The organism is Terasakiella sp. SH-1 (assembly GCF_004564135.1).
GTDB lineage: Bacteria > Pseudomonadota > Alphaproteobacteria > Rhodospirillales > Terasakiellaceae > Terasakiella.
Genome location: NZ_CP038255.1, coordinates 1609299 through 1622864 on the forward strand (window position 1 = coordinate 1609299; position 13566 = coordinate 1622864).

Genomic DNA, 13566 nt, shown 5'->3' on the forward strand with positions numbered 1-13566 from the left:
TTATCCAAGCGGTACAAAATAGTTCTCGATACGAATATCGTCTTCTTCAACCGTTGTATAGCCATCCATCTCGGCAATTTTCTGCGCAGCATTTGCACCAGAACCATCACTATCATAATAAAGGTAGGATTTTTCGACCTCATCCCCTTGTAAGAAGATGAATTTTGCCGTGGTGTCGCCAAAGTTATTGCTTTCAACATCTGTCTGATGTGTCACGGTTGAACCACTGAGGAAGCTGACTTCAGGAACACTGGAAAGAAGCTCACTTGCCCCGCCAGTCGCCAGCCCCAAAGCTGATGCATCAAAGACAAATTCATCATTACCCGTGACCCCACCTTCAAAACCTGCAATATAATCGGTAAAGCCTGTAAATTCGGCTGCAGTTTCATAAATAAACTTATCAGCGCCATCACCGCCATACATCGTATCGTTACCAGCCCCGCCAATCAACTTGTCAGCACCTTCATCCCCCATAAGAACATCATCGCCCCCGTGACCGGAAAGCTCATCATCACCTTCCATCCCGATAAGGGTGTTCACACTCTCATTACCATCAATCATATCAATCAGGGATGTCCCGTCGATATTTTCAATGCCGCTGATATCCACATTACCAAAGGCTGTTCCGGCAAACTGATCCCCGACACCCCCAAGGGCTCCATCACCTGTGATCCCAAGATCAAGGGTCAGGCCACTTGATGGATTGCTCAGGTCAAAAGATAACCAATCCGTGCCAATCCCACCATCAATAACGTTTCCAGCCGCCCCGGCAGCCATCTTGATCCGGTCATCACCAGAACCGGCTGCAACTAGATTACTGCCACCGACCAGATCAATCATATCATTTCCGCCGCCACCAACGACAATATCATCACCAGTTCCTGCATTGATCACATTGGCATTATCATCACCTGTGATGTTATCACTGTGGCTTGTCGCAATGATGTTTTCAATTCCGATCAGAGTGTCTGTTCCGGTTGTGGCCCCTGTCGCAGCGCCTGTTGTCAGGTTAATGACCATCGCTTCGTTATAGGTGGCATAAGATACACCATCAACACCTGCCCCACCATCATAGGTATCATTACCAGATGTCCCGACAAAGTTCTGTTCACCATATCCAGCAATAATATGGTCATCCTTGCCCGCCTCACCTGTGAGTGTTACCCCACCGATGAGGGAACCGTCATTATTGAAGGTCTGTTTATAGATGCCACGCCCAGACGCATCATCACCTTCCCAAACAACAACAAAGCCACTGCCTGAGATATCATTGTCAACAGCCTCAACCCGTGGTGCAGACTGGTGGCCGACCACCTCGGAATTGATCAGGAAGCTATCTGTCAGGGCTGTACCTGAATTGTTAAAGATACGACCAAAAATACCACCCTGATCGTTATCCATTCCATCCACACGCCAAACGGCAACGAAACTGCCGTTATCCAATCCAGCGACAGAAACCGTCGCCTCCGGATCACTGTCTGTTGTATTCAGCTGGAACGGGCCAAGAACCTGCGTTCCATTCGGGGCATAAATGGCAGCCATCGCATCCAGCTTGGTATCTGCATTTGCATCTTCAGTCCAGGACACAAGAATATTACCATTATTCAGTATCGTAATATCACGGGATGTAATGTCATTTGCGCTATCTGTACTGAGAATAATGTTGCTGATAACCACACCATCATCACTGTCAAAAATCGACATTTTCGTAGAATAAGTTGCCCCGGTTGTTTCTTGCCAGACAACAGCATACCCGCCTGTATTCAGGCCGATAACTTCTGCGCCGGTTTCTTCATTCCCGCTATTAGCAATAACTTGGCCACCAGATGACGTACCATCTGCCTTATAATGTTTGGTGTGGATATCACCTTCTTCGGTCCATACCGTAATAAACCCGCCATCATCCAGACCCGCAACCCGGATCGTATCCTGATAAAGTGTTTGTGAGGTGGTATCGACGATAAAACTCGGCGTGCCAAAATCCGTATTCAGGCTTCCATCAGAATGGTAAACTGCGGCAAGTACATCGGTTTTATTGGAGCTGGGATCACCCCCTTGAACCCAGGTAATGACAAAGCCACCCGTTTTCAGTGCACTGACCCGTGCAGACCCGTTGACATAGCCCGCAGATGGGAACTGGCTAAAGGACACTTCCGCATTTGCCGTGCCCTCTTCATCATAAATGCGGAAATAAACGGCAGCATTATTACTTGCATCCAAACCTTCATAAACAACGACACTGCCCCCAAACTTCAAGGCTGCAATATCGGGAGCAATCTGACTGTTCACTGTCGTTGTGTTCACCAGCTCTTCTGCTGCCATGGAAACCGTGACATTGCGTTGATCGGCCGTTACACCATTGCCGTCGAAATAAAGCTGTTCCACACTGACAAGCGTATCCATCCCTTCGTTGGTACCCGATAGCGTATTGCTATCTTCAACCTCAAGCATGGCACCAAGCTGCGTCAGGATATATTCGTTGGATTTCCCGTCATAATTGGCCTGATCAAACCCACCTTGGCCAAACAGAATATCATCGTCTGCATCACCAATAAGCAAGTCATTCCCATCACCGGCAAAAATATGGTCAACCCCATTGGTGCCTTGCAGACTATTAGCTGCCGCATCACCATTGATGATGTTTTCACTGGATTGGGAGTTAACCGTTACATTGACACCAGCGCTATCCGTACCGCCATTTCCATCAGAAATCGTGTAGCTAAAGCTCGTCCCACCTGTAAAGCCACTAGATGGCGTAAAGGTAATCGTGCCATTGACATTTGGGATCACAATCCCGTTTGCAACAGCGAACGGATCCCCCAGGCTCACAGCTGTACCGTTGATATGCGTAATGGTCAGGCTGTCGGCATCCGCATCTGTATCATTGCTTAACACAGTAATGGTCGTTGCCGTGTCAACATCGGTTGTCGCACTATCATTATTGGCAACAGGATTATTATTGGGTGTTGACTCAACAGTCAGGTTCACCTGCCCGGTTGCAAGACCACCAGCGCCATCACTGACTGTATAAGTCAGGGTATCACTGCCTAAAAAGCCGTTATCCGGTGTATAAGTCCAGGTTCCGTTCTCATTATCCACCAGATTACCGTTTGAACCACCGTAAACACTGCTCAAGGTCAAAGTCGCATTATCAATATCCGTGTCATTTGTCAGCAAGTCTGACGCAGAAATAATAATCGGTGTGTTTTCCTGTACCGTAAGATTGTCATCAACCGCAACAGGATTATCATTCACAGCTGTCACCGTCACGCTGATGCTATAAGGGTCGGAATAATTGCCGCTGCTATCCTTGGCAACAACCTGGAAACTGTCAGAACCGCTAAACTCGGCATTGGGGCGATAGACATAGGTCCCATCGGGTTGGACGTCCACCTCCCCATTTGTCGCCTGAGCATGAAGGTGCAGAGTCACAGCACTATCCAGTCCACCCAAGTTCTGGTCTGAGAACTGGATCAACCCATGATGGCCTTCGTCTTCGCGTACCGCAAGGGTCGCTGTATTTTGTAGAACCTGTGGCAAGGCAGGTGCAAACTCAGCCCCTGTTGGCAAGGTGATATCTGTATTGTTACCCGATGTATCGGCAATCACACCGCCTGTTGGCTCGTCAATCATACGCCAATAGCCCAACAGGTTCGGCTCTGTCCCACTTAGGCCCCCTTCACGGATATTTTCAATCGCGGCTTTGTCCATATAGGTGTTCCACAACTGGACCTCCCCAATATGGGCATTCACGTTATTACCCAGGATCGCGCTATTGCTGCCGGAAATGTCATATGTCCCCTGAATGGAGCTTACATTGTCATGGCCCGTATAGATGTCGAGCTGCGTCCCGTCATAACTCAGCGAAATATTTTCCCATTCGCCAAAATCAAAACCGTGTGTAATCGTTGTTGAAATTGCACCACTATTCAAGCTGACAACAATTTCTTCATTCGCATTTAACGTAACAACCAGCTTACCGGAACCAATATTCAACAGTTCCTGTCCTGATGCCGTCTGTGCATTTAACCAGATGGATGTGGTAAAGGCGTTGTTGGCCATGACCTGTGTGCCAAGATCAATAGATGTCGACCCATTGAGGCTCAGCGACTGATGCAGGTAATCATTGAGATTTGGTGTCGGGGAACTCCACTCTGGCGTCCCACTAACAGACAAGTTGCCGTAAGGAGAGCTGGAACCATTATTACTGACAGATGTTCCACTTCCATCATCAAAGTGCCAGAAGCCTGTGATCTTGTTGGATGCAGACCATACACCTTCATCATACACTTTTGTAAATTTGCTTGCGTCCAGTGCTTCATCAAACACAGCAAAGTCAGCGATTTCACCGATGAAATGGGTATCTTGCGCGGCATTGGTCCCAAACAACAAACTTGCATCTGTAATGCTCAGAGATGTGATTTCATTATCAACCCCCAGTGTCAGGCTTGCCCCTGTATATTCAGTCCCATCCACAAACAGACGTAACCCATCGGTGATATCATAACTGTAGCCAATATTATGCCAGTGACCGTCATTAAGGTTTGCACCAATTGTTGAGTAATTTTTGATCTGAGCACTGGCCCCTTTGATCTCAACATTTAACTCGCCACTGGCTAACATAGTCACAGTTGCCGACTGACCTGATGTGCTATCTGTTGCAAAGATCGCCCCTTGGGCATTTGATGTTGTCTGAATCCAACCAGATACAGCATGCGCCCCAGCCAGCGCATTTGTCCCACTCGTCTGGGCAAAATCGTCCCCACTGAGGGATAGGCTATCAAAACTGCGGACATGGTTGTTATTAGATGACAGGTCTTCAACATATTCCTTATCATTATGGTCAGCCGAAGCAAAATCCCAATAAGCTTTCAATGAAGTATCTGCTGTATTGGAAAGTTCCTGCCCCATATAGCTCTTGATATCAGCCTGCGTGCGTGCCTCAGACCAAATACGGGCTTCTGTCATCTCCCCATCAAAGAAGAGAATGGGATTATCCGCATCCACAGCGCCAACCATCAGTTCAGAATTTGCCCCATCTGTTGGTGCCTGATTTTGCGGATCATAGGTGTTATAGGGCGATGTCGAAGCATTTCCACCAATTTCACCAGAAATGGCTGAAACCTCTTCCCCATTTTTATAAAGCTTAATCACCCCATTCGTATTGTCACGCACCAGCGCAAGATGCGCCCATTCCCCAACAGAAAGGTTGGTATCAAATGTGACAATAACATTGGCCCCCGCCCCATATTCATGAGAATAGGTGATATCACCCGTACCGGCCTGAATTTCCAGCATATAGAGCTGGTTGTCAGCACTTGCTTCAGAACCTGTATCCCCGGCCATGGCAAGAATGCTTTGCGTCCCAGTCAAGCTATCCGGTTTGAGCCAGGTCTCAAGGGTCAAATCACTGCTTAAGGCAAGGCTATTCGTATTGCCCCGCCCCGCATTGATATAATCATCCACCCCGTCAAACACGACGGAAGCCATTTCAGAGACAACACCTTTGATAACAGGGGGGAAATTATATTCGGTGATACCGTCCATCGCAGAAACAGGTGGCGCAGTTGTCACCCCTTCCAGCTTGATCAACGTGCTATCATAATTGCCCCCACGAACATAAATATACCCATCTCCGGTATCTGTGGTGAAGAATACAGTTCGTTGCGCAGCAGTCGCATCCGCGTCAATGACCGAAATCGCAGCCTCGTAGGTCGTATAATTCCCATAAATCTGAGGTGCGTAAGCCGAACCAGACAATCCTTCAAAGGTAATTTTATCCCCGGCGGTTGCATCAAAGTCCTTAATCGTATCCCAGACTTGATCGGCATTGCTGTTATAATAACTATCTGAACCAACCTCATAGGCAAATTCATCCGCACCAGCACCGCCGGTTAACGTATCAGCACCGGCCTGACCTGCGAGTGTATCATCGCCAGCCCCTGCATTCAGGATATCGTTACCGCCTTCACCGCGCAGGCGGTTGGCGTTACTGTTGCCCGTCAATGTGTCACCTTTTTGGCTACCACGGACGTTTTGAACATTCAGTAATGTATCTGTATCGCCATAAGTATCAGTTGCTGTGTCTTGGGATAGATCAAGAGTAACGCTACCTGTCCCTTTTTCACGGCTATAGTCAATTTCGTCACGGGAACCGCCACCATCGAAATAGTCATCCCCTGCCATACCGCTGAAACGATCGTATCCGGAACCACCAGTGAAGCTATCGGCAAAGTCTGTCCCCCGGATACGGTCAATATTGTTCAGTGTGTCTGTATCACCAAAACCATCCGTAACCGTATATACCGTTGAATCAGAATTGGCGGTTGCTGTAATCCCTTCAAAGGCACCGTACCATTTGTCTTTTTCGTATGATACCTCGTCAAAATTATACCAGCTGTTCAAGCCGTTAAAGGTATCGTCTCCAGCCAAGCCAAAGTACTTGTTATAGGTTTCCGTCGTTCCTGTGTTATAGCCCGTAAACACATCCCCATATGCGGACCCACGGACATATTCAAAATTGGAAATTGTATCGGTATTCCCCCACCCGTCAATGGCTGTACCCGCACCCAGGTTAACTGTTACCCCTGCCGGATCAATAGAATAAGACAGTTCGTCTTCAACACCAGCGCCACCATCAAGAACATCGGCACCGTCCATACCGGCAATCCGTTCGTAATGTAATCCGTCCGAACCTGTAATCGTATCGGCATTGCCGGAGCCGCGAACACGCTCAATAGAAGAGAACGTATCGGTATTGCCATATGTATCGACAACCGATGTACCATCCAGGTCAATGGTAATGCCTTGTGCCCCGGTTTCCTTGTCAAAGCGAATTTCATCACGGCCGCGATCCCCGGAGATCGTGTCTGTCCAGCCTGTATAGGTATCGGCACCATCCATCCCGGCAAAGGCATTATAATCACCAGACCCGATAAAGCTGTCGTCATATTGAGTACCAATTACGAAATCAATATCATTAATTATATCTGTAGAGGCATTGCTGGAGATTGTCCCGGCATCAAAATCTGCGGTAATCCCGGTTGAGCCATTATCATAACCACCGTAATTCACAACGTCATAGTCAAGCTCTGCCTGTATCGGAATTTGGCTATTGGCACTTGGCTCTTGTTGTGTTGTGCCATCACCATAAATGGCCTGTCCGCCCAATTGATTGACAATAAAGCGATCATCCCCCTCATTACCAATCAAGCGATTAAAGGTGCTATTGGTAATCAACGTATCATCACCATCTCCCCCAATAAGCGTGCCATTAGGGTTATTTAGGATCAGACGGTCATTACCGTCAAAGCCCTCAATCGTATCATAATAATCAGAGCCACTCAGGGTGACTTCGGGGGCGTAATTGACACTATAGGGATATGTAAATGTTTGTGTCGGAGCAATCCCGTCATTAACCGTAACCGTCAACGTACCGTTTGAAAAGCTGTTGTTATCCGTTTTAAAGGTCAGATTACCCGACAAAAGGTAACTGTTAATTTCATTTACCATCCCCGTCACATTTAGAGTCGTTGTTCCCTTGCCAGTAACATGCGTATCGGTAAATGCATTATCTGTATAGATTAAAGTTCCATCCGTAACCGTAATCGTAACGGTTTGTTCCGTTGAATAACCATCCGGATCACTGAGCGTTAAGCCGGAAATAACGTTGGTATCTTCACTGTTAAAGAAGAACTTGTCATCAATCACACCGCCATAACTGGTGCCGTTTGTGCTCAGGTGATAGGAAGATTCGCCTCCATCTGTATAGAGAACACCATGCTGGGTACCATCTGTTGTTGCCTCATCAAAGACAGAAGTCCCTTCCCCGTCATTGAAACGATACAAGCGAGATAAGCCCGTTTCATCACCGACCAGAACGGTTTCCTTATTATCCTGAATTTGGCTTTGACTGCGCACCCCATCCCACAAGCGTATCTCATCAATCTGACCATCAAGATTTTTACCGATATACAGCTTGCCTCCGCTAGGTGCCACCGGGTCTGCGCTTGCATCAATGGTTTGTGTCGGATCACTCAAAGTGACAGCCTGACTATCAATATAAGCTGTCCAGCCTGCCCCATCATAGGTCACGGCGACATGGGTCCATGTACTGCTTGGAACCACCTGATCCAAATACAATGTACCAACCGTTTCAATGGACAGAGCAATTTTGGCATCCGCCTCATGCTGTACAAGCTTCAATTGGAAACCATTGCTGCCTGCTGTCCCGTTTGCCACTAAAACCGGATTGCTATACGCGCTATAGGCATAGAAAGTTGCCTCAACACTAAAGGCTGACGCGCTGGCAACAAATGTCTCGGCCTCAACGTAATTACCTGCCCCGCTCAACGACGTGCTACTGCCTTCAACAGTAGGCAGCTCATTCACATTATTATAGGTAAAGGCAATGGTTTTGGAGAACGTCAGACCATGCTGGTCTGTCACCATGACGTCAACTGTATCACTGCCGTTTGTTGTCCCATTATAAGGGCTTTCATAATCAAGTGACTTATCATTTTTCAGCTTCAGCTGATTACCACTGATTTCAAAACGTGGATCTGTTGTACTGAAGGTAAAGTCGGCTGATGATGAATCCAGATCTGTTGCATCCAATGTCCCCAGAACGGCCCCAGTGACATTTTCATCCACAGAATTCAGTGTCAGGGAAATATCTGTCGGCACATTACCAACGGGCTGGATCAAATCTACAGGCGTGGTATTCACCCCGTCACTAACATCATAGGTAATTTCCAGATTACCGGAGAAAACTCCATTTAAGTCAATCGTATAATCGCCATTTGCATCTGGACCATTCAACGTTCCGGCTTCACCACCCAACAATACATTGCTGATCGTCAGGTTATCGCCTTCTTCATCCTGAACGTTATTCAGCAGCGTTTGTTTTGTAAGCGCGATACCTGTTGTCCCAACAGCCTGGGCCGGTAAAACATTCCCCACATCCACAGGGGCATCATTTACAGGTTTGACATTCACTTCGTAGCTACCAGAAACAGACAAACCACTTGAATCCGTAACGGTCAAGCTGAGGTGTCCGACACCATTAAAATTGGCAGACGGCTGGACAGTCCATGTCCCATTCTGATTGTCCGTCACAGTGCCCTGATCCAGACTTATATTGCTGATCGTAAGCGTATCTGCCGTATCTACATCGTCAAAAGCTGCCAGCAAGTCTGCTGTGCTCAAGACCAATGGCGTATCTTCCACAGCTTCAAACGACAGAGTGCCAACATATGGAATAGGTGTTGTCACACCTTCTGTCGTAAAGATGCGTGTTTCAACATTCACACTATCGTCTGACCATGAAGCGATAAAGCGTCCATCAGGGAATGTATCAATAGAGGGATTACGTTGGTCGCCAGTAGTATTTTGATGAATTTGGAATTCCGTACCAACCGCAGTCCCTACATTATCAAAACGCTGCCCATAAATCCCAAAGGCATCCCCGTCTTGCCCATTTGAATGCCAGATTACAATAAAGCCACCTGTTTCCAGTGAGACAACCTGAAATTCATTTTGTGTATTGGTCGTATATGTATTTACGCGGAAGTCATCCTTTAAGACAGTCCCAGCATTGTTATAGACAGATGCATATACAGCAGAACTGCTGCCGTCCAATGTTGTATCTTCCCAGACAATAACAAAATTATTATTTGAAAGGGTTTCCACCTCGGCATATGCCTTCACATGTGCTGCAGATGTTGTTACCTGAGTTTCTGCAATAAGTTCTGTCCCGTTTTTATTGAACTTCTTGTAGAACATCTCCCAATAGCCCGTTTGACTGGAATGCCAGGAAACAATGAAATCCCCATTATCAAAAGTCGCAACCGCAGGCTCGCGCTGGCGCCCTGCCGTCGTTGTGTTGATCAGGAAGTCAGAAACAACGCTTGTTCCATCTTCGGTAACGATTTTACCAAAAACATCTTCTGAATTTGTCGTACTGTTATCTTCGTAAACAACAATAAACTCATCTTTATTATCGCCGTTAATATCGCCGATATTGTCCATATTGATATAAGCTTGGCTACCCGCATTCGTCGTAATACCAGAAATTTGGCTATTCACAATGAACTGGGTTCCCAATGTTACAGCCGTTCCATTCGGCATCACATTTTGAGCATAAACATCATTGGATGTTGTGGCACTGTTATAACCAACCCAGTTTACAAAATACCCACCACCATCTTTGGCCGTGGCAACAATATTAAGCTTGTTCCCCGTATCACTGGAATTACTGACGCTAAATTCACTGCCAATCGCAGTGCCATCATCCAAATAACGCTGCCCATAAACTTGTGTACTGCCCGATTTTGAAGAAAGCCAAAAAACGGCATACTCACCCGTGCTATGCACCACGATACTTTCTGAAACACTTGTATGTCCTGTTGATGTCACCAGTTTTTCATCAGCCGTTGCTGCATCTGTTGGATCAAATGTCGGCACATCATTAACAGGATTATATGTCAGTTGAATTTGCTGACTATCAGTGCTTAAGGCCGTACCACTCACATCACGTTCAGAAACGACAAAGGCAATATTTTCCGTCTGATCAAAGTTCGCTGTTGGAATATAGCTAAACTGCTGAGTTCCGCTATTGTAATAGAGCTTACCCCCTTCAAGAACGGTACCTTCGCTGGCTGCGGCCAATTCTGATAATGTCTTACCTGCAACACTATCAATAGTAATGCTATCACCATCAACTTCTGTCACCTGATCCAACAGGTTTTGGAGCGTAAAGCTAAAGGAAGTGTCTTCATTCTGTGCGGTTGGCACAAAATCAGTAAGCGTCAGTAGGTCATTCACAGGCTCAACATAAACCCTGATATCACCCGTCGCAGCCCCCCCCCCGGCATCTGTGACCGTAACATTCAGGTTGCCAATACCGTTAAAGTTGTTATCCGGTGTTAACGTCCATGTGCCATTTTGATTATCCACAACAGCCCCGTTTGCAACACTGTTAATGGTAATTGTATGGCTATCACCAAGGTCTGGATCGTGGAAGAAATTCAGAATATCTTCTGTCGTAAGGACCGTCACGGCATCTTCATTAAGATGCAAACCATCCAGGTTAATGGCAACGGGTTGCGGCGTCGTTACATCTTCATAGCTATAAATCCGGCGTTCAACACCCGCTTCCCCGGCGACTTCATTTGACCATGTGACAATAAACTGTCCTTCCGGCAGGGTTTCAATATGGGCACTCAGCTGATGGCCGGGTGCAGAATTTTCGCTGATATTGAACTCACCACCAATCTTGTTGCCCAGATCATCAAAACGCTGGCCTACAATCTCAAAATAGCCTGGTTCTGCAGATAAGTCAGACTGCCAAACAGCAATAAAACCACCTTCCGGCAAACTTGTCAGATTAACATGAGACTGGCTACCATAAGTGGCTGTATTTATAGGGATATCAATTGCTGTTTCAGCATCAATATCTGCCTGTGAAGGTACAATTGGGCCACCGTCTTTACCAATAATAGCGCCCTGTACCCCTAAATCACCGGCACCGTCACCATCAAAATCTGTCCATGCGACTGCCAGATTGCCATTGCTTAACAATGTCACATCCATATCCCATTGCTGGTTGGATGTTTCAATACTAATCAGGCGTGGTGCATTCAGGACAGTACCGTCTTGTGCATAACGGGCATAATAGACATCTGAATCCCCACCGTTGTGGCGGTTAAACACAATACCAACGCTACCATCGTCAAAGACAATAAAGTCACGCGGGTTTTCCCCTCCTGTTGTTGTGCCGTTCAAGACAATCGGCTCAGAAACAGTGCCATTGCCATCATGAACAACCATAAACATATGGTCATAGGACGTCGTATCAATCGTATGGCTATCAGCATAGATACTGACATATTCCAACGGCTGGCTCGCTGGCACAGCTTCCATATTCAGGCTGAAACGGTTCTCATGCAGGTAATTATCGGCAATTTTCACCGCTTGTTGCGCTTCCAAGCCCCCTTGGCCGTCGGGCTGGTACTTGCGGGTATAAATGTCATAGCCGACAGTCTGTTCGCCATCATTTACAACAAATTGAACAAGATAGCCGCCATCCTCTGTCGCAATAAGGTTATGTGCCCACATGGCAGCCGTCGGGGTTTCACCAACCGGGAAGCCCCCTTGGGTGCGAAGGTCAAAGACCTCCCCAATCTGGTGGTGGTCTTCATCAAAGAACCGCAGCTTGGTCTCAGAGGCACTATCACTGGTGCCATCCTGCCAGATAACGGCATAAGAGCCATCAGGATGTGCCGCTACAACTGGATCGACAATACCATTTGCCCCGGTTCCTTCGCCAATATTTTGCGGCCCATCATAAGTATCGTAGAAAACTGAGCCATCAAGACTACCGTGCAGTTTGTTACCAGACTGATCAAGTAACGTGCCTGTTGTAAAATCGTAATCAATATGCAACTGGCTGTCAAAAGAGGTTGTCCCCCCATCCATCAAGGCACCAATGGCCACACTGTCAAGCTTGTCATTATAGACCGTAAAGGTCTTCATTTGCCCATCAATGCCGGTTTTACCATCGCTGCTTTCAAGCCAACCGCCCACAGACATTTCAAACACATCAATTTCTGTATCCGTCAACGCCGTTGCATATCCTGAACCAACAGAGGTCAAGCCCGTTGTCGCGAAGTCCCCGCTATAAATCCCGGATGATGTGCCATTGATGAAGAACTCAACCCCGGCGGTATCATAAGCCACAGCCACATGAACCCACTCCCCACTGGAAATGGAAGCCGTACTTGTGACTTCGGTGGTTGGGTTATCTGCATGCCAGACGAGCTTTCCATTCGTATCCACAGAAAACTTCGCAACTGTATTGATGCCATCGCCTTGCGTCGCTGTAATCACTTGCAGGTCTGATAGGTCATCCAGCTTGATCCAGGCTGCAATGGTCCCTTTGGCCTGTTCCATCAAACGCCCGGCATCAGAGACATCAATGACCGTTGCTCCATCCAGATGCAGCGCATCAAAGCTTTCTGAAAGTGGCTTGGGTGTATCAGTCTGATCAAGACTAAAGGTTCTTTGTTCAATATGCAGTCCCGGACCCAGGTCATGCCAGGTCACAACAAACTCATTATTGCCCGTATTCATAATTTGTGGGGCATATTGTATGCTGAGCTTATCCGCATTAACCTGGAATTCGTCCCCGACCTTGCCCCCAGCCGCATTAAAGCGCTGCCCGAAAACACCTGCACCATCCCCATCTAAGGTATCTTCCCAGACAATGACAAAACCGCCATCATCCATTGCAGCAACAGTCGGGTATTCCTGATTTCCTGCTGCTGTCGTATTCACATGGATATCTGCTACAGATATGGACCCGTCCGGGTTCACGATTGTTGCGTGGATACTCATATCCGTTTCAGGTGCTGAGCCCCCACCCACACTTGTCCAGCTTACAACAAACCGCCCATCATTTAAGGCAGTCATTTCAGAATAGCCACCATTGGTATTGGCCGACAGTGTCTGATTGGATGAAATCGTTGAGAACGAACCGGTCTGAGCCTCAGTATCAAAGCTATATTC

The 13566-nt window shown here is 47.2% G+C and carries 1 protein-coding gene (cut by a window edge); it reads right to left on the reverse strand.

Going from position 1 to position 13566, the window contains the following annotated elements; genetic code table 11:
• Positions 1 to 13566, reverse strand: the 3' portion of a protein-coding gene (locus tag E4K71_RS07655; protein ID WP_135078294.1) for a tandem-95 repeat protein. The gene runs 15726 nt beyond the window's last position; 13566 of the gene's 29292 nt are visible here — the last part of the coding sequence; its start codon lies off the right edge, out of view; it ends in the stop codon at positions 1 to 3.